The sequence below is a fragment of the Zooshikella harenae genome (assembly GCF_018837975.1).
Classification (GTDB): Bacteria; Pseudomonadota; Gammaproteobacteria; order Pseudomonadales; family Zooshikellaceae; genus Zooshikella; species Zooshikella harenae.
This window is the reverse complement of record NZ_JAGSOY010000063.1, coordinates 1-19782: the sequence shown is the minus strand read 5'-3', so window position 1 is coordinate 19782 and position 19782 is coordinate 1. Positions and strand designations below refer to the sequence as shown.

Annotated in this window: 12 protein-coding genes; 5 read left to right on the top strand and 7 right to left on the bottom strand. The window is 39.9% G+C overall.

Annotated elements, in window-relative coordinates:
• The first annotated feature begins 206 nt into the window (after nucleotides 1–206).
• Nucleotides 207–3077 carry an AMP-binding protein gene (locus tag KCG35_RS18950; protein ID WP_215821435.1) on the top strand — a complete coding sequence of 957 codons (2871 nt, stop codon included), beginning with the start codon at nucleotides 207–209 and terminating at the stop codon, nucleotides 3075–3077.
• A 58-nt stretch (nucleotides 3078–3135) separates the two neighbouring features.
• Here KCG35_RS18950 and KCG35_RS18945 read toward each other — a convergent pair whose 3' ends face one another.
• Both KCG35_RS18945 and KCG35_RS18940 read right to left on the bottom strand, forming a co-directional pair.
• Nucleotides 3136–4731: a hypothetical protein gene (locus KCG35_RS18945; protein WP_215821434.1), complete on the bottom strand. Its 1596-nt coding sequence runs from the start codon at nucleotides 4729–4731 to the stop codon at nucleotides 3136–3138.
• 257 nt (nucleotides 4732–4988) lie between these two features.
• Nucleotides 4989–5630 (bottom strand): NAD(P)-dependent oxidoreductase, encoded by a 642-nt coding sequence (locus KCG35_RS18940; protein WP_215821432.1) that lies wholly within the window; start codon nucleotides 5628–5630, stop codon nucleotides 4989–4991.
• 118 nt (nucleotides 5631–5748) lie between these two features.
• Between KCG35_RS18940 and KCG35_RS18935 the strand changes: the two genes are divergently transcribed.
• Both KCG35_RS18935 and KCG35_RS18930 read left to right on the top strand, forming a co-directional pair.
• The gene (locus KCG35_RS18935; RefSeq protein WP_215821431.1) at nucleotides 5749–6648 is read left to right on the top strand and encodes a LysR family transcriptional regulator; all 900 of its coding nucleotides are present in this window, start codon (nucleotides 5749–5751) and stop codon (nucleotides 6646–6648) included.
• A 405-nt stretch (nucleotides 6649–7053) separates the two neighbouring features.
• On the top strand, nucleotides 7054–8337 hold the full coding sequence (locus KCG35_RS18930; RefSeq protein ID WP_215821430.1) for an OprD family porin: 1284 nt from the start codon (nucleotides 7054–7056) through the stop codon (nucleotides 8335–8337).
• 161 nt (nucleotides 8338–8498) lie between these two features.
• Here KCG35_RS18930 and KCG35_RS18925 read toward each other — a convergent pair whose 3' ends face one another.
• Nucleotides 8499–9710 (bottom strand): BaiN/RdsA family NAD(P)/FAD-dependent oxidoreductase, encoded by a 1212-nt coding sequence (locus KCG35_RS18925; protein ID WP_215821429.1) that lies wholly within the window; start codon nucleotides 9708–9710, stop codon nucleotides 8499–8501.
• A 414-nt stretch (nucleotides 9711–10124) separates the two neighbouring features.
• Between KCG35_RS18925 and KCG35_RS18920 the strand changes: the two genes are divergently transcribed.
• Nucleotides 10125–11825 carry a DUF885 family protein gene (locus KCG35_RS18920; RefSeq protein WP_215821428.1) on the top strand — a complete coding sequence of 567 codons (1701 nt, stop codon included), beginning with the start codon at nucleotides 10125–10127 and terminating at the stop codon, nucleotides 11823–11825.
• Nucleotides 11826–12307: 482 nt separating this feature from the next.
• On the opposite strand, the gene KCG35_RS18915 is transcribed toward KCG35_RS18920, so the two are convergent.
• The 4 genes from KCG35_RS18915 to KCG35_RS18900 all read right to left on the bottom strand — a co-directional run bounded on the left by KCG35_RS18915 (nucleotide 12308) and on the right by KCG35_RS18900 (nucleotide 16951).
• Nucleotides 12308–12865 carry a hypothetical protein gene (locus tag KCG35_RS18915; protein WP_215821427.1) on the bottom strand — a complete coding sequence of 186 codons (558 nt, stop codon included), beginning with the start codon at nucleotides 12863–12865 and terminating at the stop codon, nucleotides 12308–12310.
• A 164-nt stretch (nucleotides 12866–13029) separates the two neighbouring features.
• Nucleotides 13030–14394, bottom strand: a complete 1365-nt coding sequence (locus KCG35_RS18910) for a phosphoinositide-specific phospholipase C-related protein (RefSeq protein ID WP_215821426.1) — start codon at nucleotides 14392–14394, stop codon at nucleotides 13030–13032.
• A gap of 901 nt (nucleotides 14395–15295) precedes the next feature.
• Nucleotides 15296–16123, bottom strand: a complete 828-nt coding sequence (locus KCG35_RS18905) for a mechanosensitive ion channel family protein (protein ID WP_215821424.1) — start codon at nucleotides 16121–16123, stop codon at nucleotides 15296–15298.
• An 18-nt stretch (nucleotides 16124–16141) separates the two neighbouring features.
• On the bottom strand, nucleotides 16142–16951 hold the full coding sequence (locus KCG35_RS18900) for a DUF432 domain-containing protein (protein ID WP_215821423.1): 810 nt from the start codon (nucleotides 16949–16951) through the stop codon (nucleotides 16142–16144).
• A 797-nt stretch (nucleotides 16952–17748) separates the two neighbouring features.
• Here KCG35_RS18900 and KCG35_RS18895 point away from each other — a divergent pair.
• Nucleotides 17749–19782 (top strand): M4 family metallopeptidase (locus KCG35_RS18895; protein WP_215821422.1); only part of this gene is annotated, 2034 nt, incomplete at its 3' end.

Sequence of the window (19782 nt, the reverse complement as noted above, 5' to 3'; positions counted from 1 at the left end):
TTATTAAATGCACAGTTTTGGTGTTTTGATTAAAGGTTGCGTCAATCAAGCTGGGGTATATTCAAAGTTTTTCTCGGTTATTTTTCCTTTTTTTTCATTAAGCGTTTTATTGATAAGCCCTATCGTTTAAAAAATGTATGTTTAAGGTGTGCTATTTTTGAAGAAAGTTACACTTAAAAAAGATCAAGCAGGGCTTAACTTGCAAAATGACTATCGAGGTTGAGACTAAAACGCAGGATGTGCATGACGACTTGAATAGTAACTCAAAGCAGTTATTGATTCAGATTGCGTGCGAGCTGGCAGAAGAGCTGCACCCTCATTTGGGACGTTTAAAGCATGTCTCACTAAAAAGTGACCTGGATAGAGACCTGGGGTTTGATAGCTTGGGGCGAGCGGAATTGCTGGTACGACTTGATCGAGCTTTTAAAATTCATTTACCTGATGAATTGTTGAGTAAAGCTAATAGGCTTCAGGATGTGTGGGCGGCGTTTCAAGAGGTAAAACCTGGAGGACATGTTGTTGAAGGGTATGAATTCGTTACCCCTCAACACAACTTGCCTGAAGTTGGAGCACCTATGACGGCATCTACGCTTGTTGAGGTGCTTTGTTTTCATGCAATAACGCATGCAGAGCGACTTCACCTAAAGGTCTGGCAAAATGATACACAAGAGCAAAGCTTAACCTATGGCGCACTTCACCATGCTGCTCTTACAGTAGCACAGGGGCTTGTAGAGTATGGCTTGGAGCCTGGGGACAGAGTTGCCATTATGTTGGTCACAAAGCCTGAGTTTTTTGAGGTGTTTTTCGGAATTTTGTATGCCGGTGGTGTGCCTGTACCTCTTTATCCACCGCTTAGGCAGTCGCAAGTTGAGGATCATTTGCGTCGCCAAGCGAGTATTTTAACCCAAGCTGAAGCAACCATTCTGATTATTGGAGATGAGCTGCATCAGGTAGGTGTGTTGCTATTTGGTCTGGTGACAAGTCTTCGGCATATCAAAGCCGTTGATGATTTAAAAGACCATGGCCAATTGGATAAACCTTTTCCCGCAGAGCCTAAAGCCACAGCATTAATTCAGTTTACGTCTGGCAGTACAGGCGATCCGAAGGGCGTCGTACTCACGCATGCTAATTTGCTGGCTAATATCCGTGCGATGGGGGAAGCTTTGGAGGTCAACTCTACAGATGTATTTGTGAGTTGGTTACCGCTTTACCATGATATGGGATTAATTGGTGCCTGGCTTGGTTCATTGTACTTTGGCGTATTGGCGGTCATCATGCCACCCCTGGCCTTTTTAGCTGATCCATCGCGCTGGTTACGCGCTATTTCGCGGGTTCGCGGCACATTATCTGTGGCACCAAATTTTGCCTTCGAGTTGTGTTGTAAAACCGTACGGGATGAGGATATGGCGGGACATGACCTTAGCTCGCTACGCATGATGATTAATGGGGCAGAGCCAGTCAGTGTTTTAACCATTGATCGTTTCAGTCAGCGCTTTGTTCCTTATGGTTTTAGCCGAGAAGTGATGGCACCGGTTTATGGGCTTGCCGAAAACTCGGTTGGATTGGCATTTCCTCCTGTAGGACGTGGACCGATCATCGACCGCATTGAGCGAGCTGCTTTTACCCACCGTGGTGCTGCTGTGCCGGCAGCGCCAGATGATTCTTATGCCCTCAGCTTTGTTGCCTGCGGTAGGCCCTTGATGGGGCATCAGATACGCGTTGTTGATGAGGCGGGCTACGAGTTACCCGAACGAATGCAGGGGCGATTACAGTTTAAAGGTCCTTCAGCAACGACAGGGTATTTCAAAAGCCCCGAAAAAACAGTAGCGCTATTTTCGGGTGATTGGCTGGAAACAGGGGACTTAGCTTACATGGTGTGTGGTGATGTTTATATCACTGGGAGGACCAAGGATATCATCATCAAAGCGGGTCGGAATATTTATCCGCATGAGATAGAAGAGCTTGTTGGTCAACTGCCAGGTGTGCGTAAGGGTTGTGTTGTGGCCGTCGCAACTACTGATTTGCATTCGGGTACAGAGTTGTTGGTACTGGTGGTTGAAACGCAGCTTACTGGTTCTGCAGAGCTAACAACACTGCGTAACAACATTACTGATGTTTGTTCTACATCCCTGGATGTGCCGCTGGACATAATCAAGTTTGTACCACCGCGCTCAATACCCAAAACCTCAAGCGGCAAAGTGCGTCGTGCAGCCACAAAGGCACTTTATGAGGCTGGAACATTAAATACAAAGCAGAAGCAATTGTGGCTTCAAGTTTTAGCACTCTCTGCTTCGAGCATTCGTAGTCGAGCACGCCGTATGTGGCGACGCGTGGCAGCTTTGCTTTATGCGGGCTATTGGTGGGGGGTACTCGGTGTGTTGTCTGCCTCTACTTGGGGACTCATTATGATTTTGCCCAAGCGGAGCTGGCGGCATTGCGTGGTTCATATGGCAAGCCGATTGTTTTTTTGTGTAGTAGGAATATCGCTTAAGGTCTCTGAGACTGAAGCCGTATCTGAGAAAAAGGCTGTGCTGGTGGCTAATCATTCGAGTTATTTGGATGCACTTGTTATCACAGCAATCATCGCTGGTGAGATTACTTTTGTTGCGAAGTCCGAATTATCTGGACACGTTTTCGCGGGTCCATCTTTACGTCGACTGGGGGCATTGTTTGCACATCGAGCTGAGGCCGCTGGTGGTGTAGAAGATACTCAGCGGCAGTGCCAGGCTGCACGGGCGGGTGAGCGTATTATGTCTTTTCCTGAAGGCACATTGACACGAATGCCAGGATTGCTTGCTTTCCACTTAGGGGCCTTTCAGGTTGCGACTCAGGAATGTTTGCCTGTAATACCAGTGACGATTCGTGGAACACGCTCAATTTTACGTGATGGTCAATGGTTTCCACGTAAGGGATGTATTACCGTTTATATTGACGAACCTGTGATGCCTAATGGAAATGATTTTGCTGCGACAGTAAGTCTGCGTGATACAGTGCGAGCGATTATGCTTGAACGTTGCGAGGAACCAGACCTCGCAAAAGAACAAGTTTTTATTAAGCGGAAAACAGTTGAGCAGTGATGATTATTGCTGAACCCTCTGCGGCATGGATGTGGCTGGTGACCCTTCATGGCAGGATTCACGACGACGTGGTTTTTGCCGGACGACGTAATTCTTTGTAGGTTTTGTCTTTAATAATAATAAAGGGTGTTTCGCATTCGACACGACTGGTTTGCTGTAAATTAAGTTTTTGACCTTCTGGCACATCGTGAAAAATAAGCTCTATCCATTGTTTTTGGGTTCCATCTACAGCTTCTGATGTTTTTAGTGTAGGTTTTGAAGCATGTTGCCATGAGCCGTCATGTGCGCGTAACTCAAATAGATCATTGCGATCAATGGGGGCATGGCAGTCAGTTTCAAAATGCATAATTAATCGTTTATCGATGGCTTTTAAATAAACGGCAGGTATCTTTGTATTACGTTGTCTATCTAATAGTTTGGGATGTTTACTAATGCGAGGAATTGCTTGTTCGTCTAAGTCTTGTTCTTCTTCAGTTTTTACTTGGTGGGTAAGTGCAGTGGCAATAGGACCTACTGCACCTGTTGGGTGATCAAAGTGTTGTCCTTGTTCATAGCTTGTCAGCTGTTCAACGCTGGTCGCTGCTTGCTGTAATTTGGCGGAGTCATTTTCAAATTCGCTGATTTTATCCCAGCTCCATTGTGTCATGCTGAACAATAAATACACGCCATTTGCAGCTTGTTGGAGTTCGCCATTAAGTTTATAAGGAACCCAAATAGTGTTTAGTTGCATGCCTAATGCTGGGCGTAAGTCACCATTAACTTTTATTAACTGTCCATGACGCTGATGACGATAGTATTCAACGCGCACATCTCGAAAACTCAAACCTTTAATGACTTTCAACTCCCGCCACAGTTTGCCTTTCCAGAAGACATAGACCCAGCCTTCGTCTGGTAATAGGTCAGCTTGATCCCGTCGCAGTGCATCAGTGATATAGCCGAGCGGTTTTAGAGGGACTAGGATGTGCTCCCAACATTCTTTTTCCTGTTTTTCATCAACAGGGGTTGCCGTATCCAATAATTTTAAACGCAGTGGCGGTTCACCTTTCATGGCGACTTGTAGAAATACACTACGTGGCTCTTCTGGTATTTTCTTAAACGACACCAGGCTACGGTGTTTGGAGGGTTCTCCAGCGACCGCTTGCGGATTTTGCAACGACTGACGCCCTTTGTTATCTTCACTTAGACTTAAGCGTTGGCCATCATTAATCTTATTTCCAGCCACTTCCACGACAATTTTAAAGTCTAAACATTCTCCTTTAGGCTCTGGGACTGGGGGTGGTTTGGGTAGCACAATTTCTTTTTGCACATACCGTGGTTTGATTGTGGCTGGCATTTCGATAGGACAGTCGAGAGTAACCTCTAACTTTTTTTCCATGACCAGTTTAACAAAGGTATTTTCCAAGTTTTCCTGTGAATCACAGTGACTCAATAAGGGCAGTTTCAGCAGGTTTTCTTTGGCATACCAGGATTTTGCAAAAACCTCACGAATATAATCACGGCACTCTTTTTTGTTGTAGAAGTAACGATATTTTAAGGCGTTCCGTTTAGGAAAACCTTTTTGAATAACTTCATGTTGTTTACCATCAACATAGTATTGAGCAAATAGCATATGAATCCCTAGAGCAAGCAGCAGAGCAGGTATTTTACGAATCAAGGTCAATCAATGCTTATTGCCAATTCTCATATCTAACGGTGCGATAGACTAATTCTGTTGCATTCTGTAACTAATTATGGGGTTATTGTTTCTTTTTTATACTTTGAGAGTGAAATGATTATCAAAATAACGCATCCTTGCGTTTTTTATTAATCCTGACGGTTTAAACATTGTGTGGTCTTTGTATTTGTTGCTTTTTAAAAATCCAAATAAATATTTTGTTAATGCTTTCTATTTTGCTTCATTTTTTTCAATAATTAATAAGCAACACCAATTCGTTGACGAGGGTATTTACTGACTTCAAGCTCATCAATCATAGCTACCGCGTAGTCACTGACAGAAATACGACTATTATCTTGTTTGTCTACCAATAGTACATCACCACCAATGCGATAGGGTGCTTCTTTATCGCCAGGGAATAACTCGGCTGCTGGGCTGATAAATGTCCAATTTAAAGAACTGGTGCTATTACGGAAAATATCTAAAGCCTCACTTTGTGCTATCGCTTCAGCCTTATACGCTTCAGGAAAATTGGGTGTGCTGACGAGAGGCGTGCCAGGTGCTACTTCCAAACTACCTGCACCACCCACCCAAAGTAGACGTTCAACACCGATTTTTGGCAATGTAGCAAGTAATTTTACTGCGGTACTTGCCACTATTTCATGATTACCTGCAGCTCTTCCGCCAATAGCGGAAATCATGACGTTTACCCCATTTAAGGCTTTTGCCAGACTATGATCATCAAGGTTAGTGACATTGAGTGGGTGAACCTCACTATCGGTAAAGTTTGTTTTGCTTGGGTCGCGGACCAGGGCAACGACTTCATGGCCTCGTTGTTTGGCTTCTTTTACGATGTGGCTACCTACCCAACCTGATGCACCTAATACTGCAACTTTCATTTTGTTTCTCCACATAGAAATTCATTTAAGAGTGGCTACAGCTTAATGGATACAATTCAGGCAACAAATACACTAATATGATACATATTGTATCTATATAGGTTACTAATAAGCTGAAATGGACCGATTAATCGCAATTCGTAGTTTCGTAGAAGTGGCTAAAACGGGTAGCTTCACTCAGGCTGCTAACCAGCTGGCGTTAAGTCGATTGCAAGTGTCCAGGCATGTGAAGGAAGTAGAGTCTTGGCTAAATCAACGCTTATTACACCGTACAACCCGGAAAGTCAGCCTGACTTCGGCTGGTGAAGATGCTTTGCTGCATTGCGAACGAATGTTGAGCGAAATGATAGAAATGGAAATGAAGGCACAAACGTTGACTGAATCATTATCAGGGACGATTCGGATTGCCACTCCAATTGGCTTGGCGCATTGTTTGCTGCTTAATGTCGTTGAAGAATTCACACAAATTCATCCTGCTGTCAGTGTCGATTTATTATTATCTGACCATCTTTCATTATTAGTAGATGAAAGGGTAGATATCGCATTACGTTTTACGGCTCAACCCGCAGAGAATCTTATTGCACGGCGGTTGATGTCTATTGACGCAGTGATTTGTGCTTCTCCGGCTTATCTGCAACAGCATGGTATACCTGTTCACCCTGATGAACTCAGCCAGCATAATTGTTTAATTCACTTGAGGAAACAACATTGGGATTTTGTTAAAGATAATAAAAGCTATTCAGTTTTGGTGAATGGTAATATTCAAGCGAATGATCTCAGCCTACTTGTCAGCTCAGCCATTCGTGGCCAGGGTATTATTCGTTTAACCTGTGATTTGGCTAACCCATACTGCCAATCCAACCAACTTGTCCCATTGCTGTTAGATTATCATATACCCAGTAGTTATCTATGGGCTGTTTATTTATCCCGCAGTTATCAGATGCCAGTGGTACGTCACTTGATTGACTATATTGTAGACAAGTGGAAAGATGATATTAAGCTGGAAAATAAGAGGTAAGAAAAACACTTATCGGCATCTATCAAAATAGTGATAGGGGCTTTTTTTTGTGGAGTTCTTAAGGTGATCACACTTTATTCTTATAAAAAGTGTTGTGTCTTTAAAGCATTTAACGTGAGTAAGGAAAGCTGATATACTGCGAGTATTGTTATTGTATGTCACCTTTTGTATTGGTTATATCCTTATGCTCAATATGCAAGCATAGGGACACCTCTAAACATATTAGTCAATGAACTTCTGTGGTATTTCGATCTACGCCAATGGCAAACAATGGCTGAATAATATACGTCAAACTGTTTGTGCAAGAGAAGGATTAACGGCGTATTATTATCCCTATAAAAAACAGAAGTATTAAAGCAATCGCCAAGAAGCTGAAATCTATAATAGATATCTGGAGTATCTGAGTTGAACAAATGTCTATTCTGCACAACACTCTGTGCAACACAGTTATTTACTATAACTGGAGTAACCGCTGATACCTTTATTGATGATTCAAAGTTAAACTTACAACTACGTAATTATTATTTTAACCGTGATTTTCGTCATAACGACGAAGGGCAAAGTTATCGGGAAGAATGGGCGCAATCATTCTTTGTTAACTATGAATCGGGCTATTGGGCTGATGTATTCGGTGTTGATGCATCCGTTTTTACTACCACTAAACTGGATTCTGGTAAGGGAACTTCAGGAACAGGTTTGTTAGTGACGGATGATGATGGTAACGCAAACAGTTATGCTTCTCTTGGCGTCGCTCTGCTTAAAGCAAAATATGCAAATACTGAAATAAAGTGGGGGCGTCAGCTCACTACATCACCACTTTTTTATTATGGTGATTCGCGTGCTCAACCACAGTCCTTTAAAGGTATAAGTATTCAATCGACTGATGTAAATAATTTAACAATCAGTGGTGGACGATTTACTGAAGTTAAGAATAAAGCCAGCAGCAACTTTGAATCTTTTAAAACAACAGAATATGGTTTCAATGGAGACTCAGATAGCTTTAGCTTTGTGGGTTTTGATTATAGTTTAAGCGATAGCGCGAGTATTAGTTTTCATACCTCAAAATACAATGACATCTGGAAACAGTTTTATTACAACTATAATCAGCAATTTTCTTTGGCAGATGATGTCGCGTTAAGTATGGATTTGGTCCACTATCGCACCATTAATGATGGGAACCCAACTGACCCTGATTACACTGATCGAGATAATAAAGCCAGCAGTGCCAGTGTTAAATTAAGTAAAGGTGGAGCAGGCATTACTGTTGCCTACCAAATCATTACTGGTGATTCGATGTACGATTATATTGCTGACTCTGATTCGATTTTCCTCGCGAACTCTGCTCAGCTTTATGATTTTAACCATGAAGATGAACGTAGCTGGCAAGTGCGGTTTGATTATGATTTTGGTCGTGTGGGTCTCCCTGGGTTAAGTTTTATGACGCGGTATATTAAAGGAGACAACATTGATTTAGACTCCAGTATCTCTCAAGCGGCACTGGGTATTAGTGGTGAATCCAAACGAGGTGAAGAGTCAGAAAGAGATATCGAGGCTCGTTATACCCTGCAAAGTGGTACGCTAAAAGGTTTACAATTCAGGCTTAGAATGGCATCGCTTAGAACCAACTACGATGATCAAGACCGAGATGAAATCAGATTAATTGTTAATCATAGTTTTGATCTTTTATAATTAATGTAGAGAATGTAGCTCTGTTGTAAACGACGGATGTTTTATTTAAGTCAGTGTTTGTGATAGAGCTATAACTTGTTTTATAAACTTATTAAACCATTGCAACTCCACCTTTTTGTTCTACCTAAATCATTGTTAAGTGAACGCCGGTTGTATTTTAATCAAGCCTCATTTCCTGCAGCAAACCCTGATGCCCATGCCCATTGAAAATTATGGCCCCCTAAGTGACCCGTTACATCAACCACTTCACCAATAAAAAAGAGATTAGGTTGGTCTTTTACGGCCATGGTTTTTGAGGAAAGGCAATCGGTATCGACACCACCTAAAGTGACTTCTGCGGTACGATAACCTTCTGTACCATTGGGTTTAATTTTCCAATTTTTTAGTGCTTGTGTGATTTCATTTAAGCGCTGGTTGGAACATTGTTGGAAGGTAATATCCCACTGGTGCCATTCAACAAGCGTCTGAGCCAGTCGTTTAGGTAACTTGGTTGTAAGGTATGATTCGACACGCTTATTAGGAGACTGTTGTCGCCATTCTTTCAGTTCAGCCAAGACATCGGTATCAGGTAGTAAGTCGATATGCAGATTTTGTCCTGGTAGCCAAAAACTTGAAATTTGCAACATAGCAGGGCCACTGAGTCCTCTATGGGTAAACAGCATAGGTTCTTTGAAGGCATGGCAGTTGAGTTTAACCTCAACAGGACAGCTCACGCCCGATAAGGGTGACAGTCGCGCAAGGTCATCTGGCTGCAAGGTAAAGGGTGCTAAGCCTGCTCGTGTGGGGAGTACATTTAAGCCAAACTGCTCTGCTATTTTGTAGCCAAATGGTGATGCTCCCATCGTCGGAATGGATAAACCTCCAGAAGCAATCACCAGCGACTCGCACTGAACGACCCCCATTGATGTACTGAGCTTAAAACCTGTGCGGGCAGATTGTTTAGCGTGAATTGCTTGAACAGATTCAATACTGCATTTTAGGCGAATATCGACACCAGCCCATTCGCATTCAGTTAACAGCATGTTAAGAATGGCTTTGCTGCTTTCTGTGCAAAATAGTTGGCCAGGTGTTTTTTCGTGGTACTCAATACCATGACGCTCAACCCACTCGGTAAAGTGATAGGGGGTATAGCGCTTTAACGCTGAAATACAAAAATGAGGGTTGGCTGATAAATAGTTGGCAGGGGTTGAATGTAAATGGGTAAAGTTGCAGCGACCGCCCCCAGACATCAGTATTTTTTTCCCAGGCTTATTCGCATGATCCAACACCAACACACGACGACCTCGATAGCCTGCAGTGATAGCACACATTAAGCCTGCAGCACCTGCACCAATGACCACAACGTCTACAACTTTATTAATGCTATCTACCACACGGATGACCTTTAATGTAAATCTTAAGCGTTAGGGCTGCTAATGGCGGCATATCCAAGGACACCAACATTAACTGAGGGGCATATTGTATGCGTCTACAGATAAGAGGCCAAGTAGTAATGGCACTGGGGCAGGGCAAACACATATAACTTTACTTTTATAAAAGCCATTTTCTAAAGCACCTTTGTTTACCACAGATGTTCATTTAATCATGATTGAGGTATAGCAAAATATTGTGGGTTTGCAGTGCTTGAATGGGGTAGTGAAACAGGTGCTGGTGGGGGCACCGTAAGCAGTAGCAGTAGAGACCAGGGTTGATTGATTTAAGGGTAATAGACAAGTAGTGTAGTATAGATGATGATTCTAACAAAATACCCACCGCGAAGGGTATAAATAAACAAGCGAGATAACCTTATGGATACCTTTAAGCAGTTTGAAAATACCTTAATTGACTTTTTAGCAGAAGACCCCAATCAAGCATTAAGTCTTGGATTAGCATATAAACTGAATGAGCTGCCTGATCCTTCACGCCATTATGGACTGACAAAGGCGAATAAGGCTAAAGATTTATTAACACAGCTTAAGAAAATAAAAGAAAAGACGACAGACTTTGATCAGCGGGTAGATCTTGATTTAGCAGAACTTACCCTGAAAAGTTGTATTCACTGCTATGAACGGCGTATTAATGGTGATATTGAATTTGTACAAAAGCCGACTGCGGGTGCTGATATTTGTGAAGGTATTTTTACCTTGTTTGTTGATGATCCACGATCACCTGCTGAACGTTTAGATAATATCAATGTGCGTTTATCTCATGTGCCGGAGTTTCTGGATGCAATGGTGCAGCGTTTAACAATACCTGTTACCCGGTGGCGGCAAGTCGATTTGGAGATGGTCGATTCATTGCCAACATTGTTTTCTGCTATTGAAGTGTGGGCTGTAGAGCATGAATATGCCGATCTGCATCGTTTACAGCAAAACCTTCGAACAGCAGCAGAAGCGTTAGAGGGTTATAAAGATAAGCTTGAAGCATTAGAAACGACAGATCAGTTTGCGTTGTCAGTGGATGATGCTGAGCAGGTGGTTAAAAATAGAGGTATTAATCTTTCTTTTGATGAATTGCATAAAATTGCAGTGGATTTTTTGAAAGAAACCAGGCAGCAAATAGCGTCATTAACGGTAAAATTAAACCAAAAATATCAATTGCCAGAGGATAGCACCTCAGAACAATTGCATGACTTTTTAAATAAGCGTTTTCAAGTTAATTTACAGGGACAGTCAGTCGATAAAGTCATCGATTTTTACCGGGAGGAAAGTGCTAAAATAATTAAGTTCATTGATGAACGAAAGTTGTTTCCTATTTTTGATGATCAGCAAATGCTGATAGAGCAAACGCCTAAATTTTTAGAACCTGTTATTCCGGCAGGCGCTATGCGTTCACCATTACCCCTACGTGAAGGTACCCGTACTAGTTTGATTCATTTGACTTTACGGGATGACTTGCTGGATGAACACACACTACTTGGTATTCCTGTGATGATGATTCATGAAGGAATACCTGGCCATCATTTACAGTTAGCAACCAGTACAACACACTCACGAAAAATGCGACGAATTATGTTTACGGGGGATCAAGCAGAAGGTTGGACGACCATGTTAGAGGACTATATGTTGGATATAGGCTACATGGGAGAGCTGACTGATGAAGCACGTTTTATTGCAAAACACGATATTTGCCGTATTGGTGCACGAGTGGCTATTGATTTGTTCTTTATGACAGGGGATAAAAAATATTTAGATGTAGGCATTCCTTTGAGTTACCAGGGTGAAGATGTTTTCGCTATGGCGGGAGAGTTATTGCAAAAAGTGACAGGCTTTACCAGTGGTCGGGTGCAAGCAGAGTTAAATTGGTACTCGATGGAGCGAGGTTACCCTTTAAGTTATCTCACTGGTAACAAGCTGGTGTGGGCATTAAAAGAAGCGTTTGTCAACAAACACCAACACTTGGATTCAACTCTACACATAGACCAGGCATTTCATGAAGCCTTCTTAAGTGTAGGGAATATGCCTGTCTCTTTTATGGAAAAAGTATTCAAACACCAAGGGTGGGTATGATTCATTTTTAGTGGCAAAGAAAAAAGCAAATGACCCATAACGAATATACCCTTCGTTATGGGTATCAGTATTACAAAAATAGGCTTATTATCAGTCGATTATAATTCAGTTGATCTATCTGGTTTTGCTCAGTAATACGACTAAAACGTTTTTTGAAACGCTTTTTATAATCCTTGGGTAAGTGGCATGAGTAATTGTTTTGTGCAAAGAAGGCTTGACATAAATGCATTCCCTATTTGCTCAGGACATGTAATCTCTGTTGTTGTGGTAACTATTTGGCTTTTTGCTACTTTAAAGCCGATCTGTTGGAAAAAATGTTGATAGGCTTGATTTGAGGCTAAATGAAACCAGGGGTTTTTATAGCCTTCAGCAAAGGGCTGAAATTCTCTACTGTTAAATATGAAGTGGTACAGAAAGAAATGAAAAAGAGGCTAAAAAGATAGCCTCTATGGTTTATTATAAAATGTTTAGTGGACTTTAAGTTAATCAATAATTGTTAAACGACAATCTGCGTTATACTGATTCCAAGATAACAAGCTGAACCCAATTGCTGAGTCACCAGTATTCTTCCAGTTACGGTAAGTACCATCAGTAAAATAACATGACCAAGACTGCATTATATGTTCGGTTTTACCATTGAAGTCAGTACCTTGCTTATCACCATTTTCCGCACGCCAGGCACGATTAGTCTTGTTATAGTAAAATAAATTGGATCTTGATGCGGTACGTCCTTTACCATCCCAGTTATACATAGCCATACGTAATTGGCAACCATCAATGTCGCCACATAATTCATCAATTCTAAATTGAGGAATGCTAACGGTTCTTCCTCGGGTAGATTTGGATGCAAATATTGTAATTCGGTCAGACGCTATTGTAATTCTGTCTGCCATTGCTTCCTCATAAAATACTTCTGAATTCACTTCCATTGATGCATCAGTCATTGCTGGCTCGGGATCTCCGAGTTCGATGGCTTGACTATCAGCAAGTACGAAAGGTGAAAAGCTGGCAAACAAGACAGCATAAAGTGTATTTTTCATTTTATATCTTCCTGATTTTTATAATATTCCTACCGTCATTGTTAAGGGATAGAGTGGTATTCCTTTCACAATGGGCTATAAAGGTTAAACTCAAAGCGGTAAATTCCTGCCAAAATGCTTATAAAACAAGTTTAACCTTGGTAGGAGTCTACCTGATGAAATAACTATTGACTATTACGGTTTGAAGAAACTCTATTATCTTGTATAACCCAGTACCCCTCTTGAGCTGAATCAGATAGATTAATCCATATATTTTTATTATGTTGTCTTAATTTAGTAAGCTTTAAATTTTCCTGAGCATTGGTGGGGACAGAAAAATGATAGTTTTTGCCAAATGTTTGCTGACATAATGTTTGAGCTGAGTTAAAAAACGTTTTTTCATAACTTATAGCCCATGTTCCAGATATCTTATTTTGACAGGCTGCATAATGATATTCGCTGCAATGACTTGCTTGCCATGCACCACCTTGATAAAAAGGATTAGGGGTATTAGTTTGTACAGCGCAATCTAATGTTGACGATGTACTTTTAGGTTCATCTGAAGGGTAGTGCCAACTCCATGCTAATCCTGGTATATCTGCTGTTTGAGTATGAATTAAATCTAATGCAATAATATTTGCGTGTGGCTGGATTTTGTCAGTTCCTTCAACCATTTGTGCGATTTGCGGTGCAGTGTAATTGGTACATTTAATACATCCTGCCCGTTGTTCGAATTTACGTTTAATACTTCCCAGGCTGGAAAACACTATTGATTTAAGTTTTTCATCTGTAGCGCAACCATTATCTTTTTGTACAATAATCCGTTTACCTGCATCTAATAGTTGTCTGGGGGTTAACATATCGGGAATAGGTTTACACCCGCCACTGGGATAAATATAGCTTCCTAACACGTTCTTCAGTTCATGATAAATATCGTTATGACCACCTTTATAAGCTTTATCTTCAAGATAGATAATTAAAACCTGGTCTTTATAAGCTGGATTTTCGATAAAATATTTTACTTGTAAAAGTGCATCTTCAAGACGTTGTGCACCTAAAACACAGCCAAGGTGTAAATCTGGCCCTGTGCCATGGCAAACATAAGTATCAAAATCTTCCCAGGCAAAAAAACGCATATAATGGACATCAAGTTCAAGAAATTGAGCACCCATTCTGAGTTGTTCATTGATATGGAGATTTTGGTTTGGCGCTGGATATTGCCAGGCTTTAGTGTTGTAACTATTATGTGTGCCCCAGAAGTTGGCTTTACTCATTGGAATATCGAGATTTAACTGTTGCTGTAATCGTAAAACTTTTCCTACATTGGTATGGTTAAACTGGTCAAAAGGATCCACTATCTTATTGCTCGTTAAGTGAGTAGTTAAATGAGAAGTTGTGTGAGTTACTATTGGCAATATATCTTTGGTTGATGGTTGGCTGGAAGCGATACTGCAGTTAATATATAAAAGACTAAAAATAGTGCATAGTAATAATGTGCTATCAGTAAGAAAAATTTTGCAGTAGAGGTGGGTTGGAAATGATTTTGACATGCTTATTTCCTGTTGTTATTTTTTGGTTTTTTTTATTGTTTTTGATGTTTTTATATTTTTTGTTACGGCTAAAGGACAGGCGTAAAGAACGCGCAACTTGCAAAAGCATTTGCATTTGTATTATGGAATAAACTATATGTGTTAAATGAAGCCTATATTATATTTTGGGTTAACATCATAATTTAACTTGAGGGGGAGAGGCGAACAGTAATATTCATGCTTGGCGTCGGATCATTTATTCCGCCACGCCAGAAGGCCGTCCTTGGCCTCTGTCGCTACCGATGCTCCCTGCATCGGCTTCATAAACAATCCACCACCAAGCTGCAAACATTGTTATATGCTGATAGCTCTACATAGAGAGATTTACGGGAAAGTAAATAAAACTTATTAGTCATTATGAAGGTTTATAGTCAGCTTCATGAAAGCAGGAGTGTTTGGTATTCTACCGTAGCTATGTGTGATGAACCCTTTTTTTAAGTCAATAAATAACCATAATAAAATCAATATGTTATAAGATAGGCTACAAAAAGGGTATTTTTGCACGAACAGTCAGTCAGCTCCTTAAAAACTTGGCTTAGTTATAAAAATCTCTAGTTTACTGCCGCATAGGTAGCTTAGAAAATACAGTGTTAGGAATTGGTACGATAATAGTCGTTTACTGCCGCATAGGTAGCTTAGAAATGTAGAGGATCGATTTGTAATGTGTATAAAAAATAGTTTGTAATTACTGACATCGTGGCAGGAAGTGAAAAAGACTTGCTGATTTCAACCGAACTGTCTGCCGCAAGGACGCGGCAGTCAAGCCTCCAGGGATGGATTTACGGCGTGTTCGGAGGAAATTTGCTGGTCTTTTGATATGTACACATAGTTTTTTATAAGCGCTTTCAAGTAGTAAGCGATTTTAAATTTTGGCCTGTTTAGTAATATGCTGGATTGGATAGGGTTGGGTTTGTGATCCAGTATAAAGTGAAAGATGAGGGAAGGGTATTTCAATACCATTTTCATCAAAGGCTTTTTTAACGCGTTCTATAATACCATTTTTTAACTCTAGTAGGTTCTCACGTTGAGTCCAAACTGAGAATTGAATATTAATCGATGAGTCACCAAAGCCTAATAGCATAAATAGAGGTTCTGGGTCTTCTAAACATAGGTTATAATCTTCTGCTACTTTTAATAAAGTTGTCCTAACTTTCTCCAGGTTTTCTTTGTAAGCAACGCCAATGGCTAAATCAAATCGTCGCAAAGGAAACCGGGTAAGTGTTGTGACTTCTGACTTTATAATTGTTTCATTGGGAATTCTAACAAATAGATTGTCAAAGGTACGAAGTTTAACTGACAGCAGGTCAATAGATAATACTTCACCTACAGTTGAGCCAACCTTAATTGTATCACCAACGCTAAATGGTTTTTCTCCAATTAAAAATAGTCCACTGATTACGTTTGAGGCAGAAGTTTGTGATGCGAAACCAATTGCAACAGTCAGTATGCCTGCTGCCCCGATGATAACACCAAGGTCAACATTGATTTGTTGCAGTGCTGTTACCAGAAAAAGTAAAATAATGAGGTAATAGCTTATACGTTGGAATATCAACGTTTGATGTTGAGTAAGTTTGTCTTTACCTAGTTTGACTATCGCCTTAGATGCAATTTTAGCCAAGAAAAAACCAATAATAACAATAATAATGCTGAAGGCAATTTGGTTAAATGTTAAACGTTGCAATGTTTCCATATTTTATCTTTTTAGTCCTTATGAAAAAAAGACATTGTAGGCTTTGGATATTAAGCCTTCCTCTAAAGGAGTTTCTGCGGCATTGATTAACTCCCATTGGGAAAAGCGTGTCGAGTATTCATTTTTAGGGTCGGCAAGCTTTATTTCACTTTTTGATTTTGTTTGGATTAACGTTATACCTGTAGTCCAAAGCAATCCTTCTTGATTTTGCCTTAACTCTAATGTAGGCGCTGGGATATTAATTTTCTCGATGGATAACATGTGAGACTGATTATTCACAATGGTGACAGGAATAATAGCACGATAGGGTTTTATTGAAATAAGGTTCTTATTAATTACTGCCCGCGTTTTACTGGCGTAACATAATTGTCCAAGTTGTGTGTTTGGACCAAACCATGTATCAGAAAGGGCTCTTATGGGAATTTGACAGAGTAATACTCTATTATGACCAGTGCAAATACGAAACCACAGCACGATGCTGATGTACAATGTGACATGTTCGTCTGGTAATAACATAATTCGGTCAAATGGTTTGACAACAATATTACGGTCAGGTAACACTGGGGTTATTATTATTTGACTTTGTGTTCGAGCAACTACAAATCGCTTAAGTGCTTTGAAACGAGTTAGGTTCTGATTTTCAAACTTTGTAGTAACATGATCTTGCTCTTCTTCTAGAGCTACATTTGTGTGATTAAAGCGTACTTGCCATTCATGCATCAGACGTAAAATATTCAACTCTAAACAACCAAAGTTCCAGGTTTGACCCTGATTTTCTTCAAGATGAGTGGTTTTCCACCATCTTTCTTTATCATCAGTTTGTGACATTATAGCTAAGCCGGTATGAGTTAACTTATACCCTTCACGAATCTTTTTTATCCCTTTAGGGTGCAAAGGGGGTTGTTGTCTGTGTTCTTGACTTCCATCACTTGAATATACCCATCCAGTTAGTGCTGGTCTTAACAGACCAGACTAGCCCTCAAAAAATCCTTCGCGGTGAGTATACTTTGAGCAATACTCATCTTAGTGAGTGTTTTTGTGATTGACCTAGTGTATATCAGGATGATTTTAGTTTTGTTAAATACTTGGTTATGTAGTTAACCTATGACCATTTCGTTTTGCGAACGTTCCTAAAGACTTCATTTTGGATGACTTTAGGAATAATACGTGCATTTTGGTGGTAGTTTCCGTTATCTGCTTTAGTGAGGGTGCGGTTAAGTGTGTCATTGGAGATGAGGTGTTTAGAATAATACTTTTCTCAGCGAGAGCTTGATAGCTAATATTTTATTGGCCATTAAATAGTTTAATTGTTCAGCATATTTTAACGGAAGTTAAGTATCAGGCATATTATATCTGAAAGCGCGAATTGCTAAAAAAAAATAGAGCTATAAAAAATGGTTGAAATCTAGATGATTAATATAGGTAGTTGATATGAGTCAATAATGATTTGCTAACCCATTAGAATATATAAGGAAGTGCTAAAAAAATAGACTAAAGTCTATAGCTTTCTGCTTGGAAAATGCTTGAAATAAATAAAGGGATAGGGTAGCGTGGCTTTGATAAAAAAATATAAATACGGAAAAAAGAAGAGTCTAATAGTATAAAGGCTAATACAGGGGGCTTTAATGAGGGATCATCTACTTTTTTTGATGACTCTTTTGCTGTTATCTTTCAATAGTATATCTGCAGAAAGACTAGAACCATTAGAAGAGAGTACATATAGTATTGCTAATGGTCGATTATATTTTTTAGACAAAACTAACCGATCTGCATTTCTGAACTATTCTATCGAAAAGTCAAAAAATAAAATTGCACTTAAAGTAATAAAAAATAATCACTTTCCGCAAAGTGATCAATATAAGTATTACCAACAAATATTCAAGGGAATAGAGATTGAGGGTGCTGGTTTAATTATTACCAAAGGTGACGACCAGGGTAACCGTAAGGTTTTTTATCAAAATCTATTTAAAAAGATTGAAAGGGATATTCCATCGATTATACAGCCTACTGAGTTTTCTATAGAAAAAGTACAATTATGGCTTATTGAAAACTATTTGAAGGGACAACAGTCAGTAAGTGACTGGCAACTAACTCACTATACTGCTAAACCAGTTATTTATATTGCTTTAAATAACAAGGCGTATTACAGCTATAAAATTGAATTTTTAGCGCGTTCTCCTTCTGTTATTAAGCCAATTAGAGCAAAACTTTTTATAGATCCTTATACCCAAACAGTTATTGCTAGTCGAAACCTTATTAAATACGAAAGTATGCGTATTGCTGGTAGTGGTTCGGGAGGGAATCAGAAAGTTGGTTACCGTCAGTATAGTCAACCATTTACCTTGAGTCACACTGATACGGCATTAGAAGCAAACACTTTTTTAGTTAACTTTGATGGGGTAAGCACTTGTACAATGGATTATGACAATGTACAAACCCTGGATGCAAGCCAAGATAATGCCGTTACTGTACCATATCGTTATACCTGTTCTATGTCAGGCCAACACAATGAGAGTCTGGTTAACGGAGCTTATGGGGTTAAAAATGATGCTCAGTTTCATGGTCAGGTCGCATATCAATTATTTGACCAGTTATCCTTTATATACAATGGTCCACTTGGTAAGAGAGGGGGTACAAAGAAACCCGTAAAGATTCGTGTACACTCAGGTTCTGGTTTAGATGATGGGTTTTGGGATGGAGAGTATATTAACCTGGGAGATGGTGATAAATATTTTTATCCTTTAGTTTCGTTAGACTCTGTTACGCATGAATTGGCACATGGTTTTCTTGAAACATATTCAAGACTTAAGGGAGATGCCGGTCATTCATTTGGTATCAGTGAGTCATTCGCAGATATTGCCGGAGAAGCTGCAGAGTATTTATTAGGGAAAACACAAAATACGAAGTTGAACGACTGGTTATTCAATAAAGAATCATTTAAACAAGGTGAAGCAGCTCGTTATTTTGAAAAACCGTCTCAAGATGGTAAGTCGATTGATAGTGCGAAGCATCATTATTGGCAACAAAATGGGCATTATTCAGCAGGTGTTTTTAATAAAGCATTTTATCACCTTGTTAATGACAATGATGAGTGGACACCGTTAGAAGGATTTGAATTATTTGCTCGTGCAGCAGTTTATTGCTGGGGTGACTATCCGAGTTTTACTGAAGCAGCACAGTGTGTGTTAGATCAAGCAAAAAACTTGGATGTTGCAGATACAGCGTTAGCAGGAAAAACAATCGAACAGCTTGAAAAAGAAATTATGTCTGCTTTTGCTAAAGTAGATGTTTACGTGCTGAGTAATACTGGTAGCCATGCTTTGTTTGACTATAGTGTCTCTTATCGTGAAGTTACCTTTACTAATTTGAGTCACCAGTGGGGACGTGTCAATGGTTCTTCTTTTGAGGAGTGGCAGTGGGATTTTGGTGATGGCGCTACACAAATTCAAACTAATTCATCTGCATTAATAAAGCATCAATATAAGGAAGATGGTCCCTATAAGGTCACACTCACCGTAGTCGATAGTTCAAGAAGGCAATATACATATAGTAAAACAATAAGCTTAACACCACATTACTGTATGCCTTCTGGTAATCCAGGTGATCAGGATTTTATCAAACAAGTCAGTTTAGTGAGTACAACACTCGGTCAACAACTG

Bases quoted from the DNA above. Each gene is read 5' to 3' on its own strand.
- KCG35_RS18920 (WP_215821428.1), top strand. From the start codon at position 10,125: ATGGATACCTTTAAGCAGTTTGAAAATACCTTAATTGACTTTTTAGCA.
- KCG35_RS18915 (WP_215821427.1), bottom strand. From the start codon at position 12,865: ATGAAAAATACACTTTATGCTGTCTTGTTTGCCAGCTTTTCACCTTTC.
- KCG35_RS18950 (WP_215821435.1), top strand. From the start codon at position 207: ATGACTATCGAGGTTGAGACTAAAACGCAGGATGTGCATGACGACTTG.
- KCG35_RS18910 (WP_215821426.1), bottom strand. From the start codon at position 14,394: ATGTCAAAATCATTTCCAACCCACCTCTACTGCAAAATTTTTCTTACT.
- KCG35_RS18935 (WP_215821431.1), top strand. From the start codon at position 5,749: ATGGACCGATTAATCGCAATTCGTAGTTTCGTAGAAGTGGCTAAAACG.
- KCG35_RS18940 (WP_215821432.1), bottom strand. From the start codon at position 5,630: ATGAAAGTTGCAGTATTAGGTGCATCAGGTTGGGTAGGTAGCCACATC.
- KCG35_RS18905 (WP_215821424.1), bottom strand. From the start codon at position 16,123: ATGGAAACATTGCAACGTTTAACATTTAACCAAATTGCCTTCAGCATT.
- KCG35_RS18900 (WP_215821423.1), bottom strand. From the start codon at position 16,951: ATGTCACAAACTGATGATAAAGAAAGATGGTGGAAAACCACTCATCTT.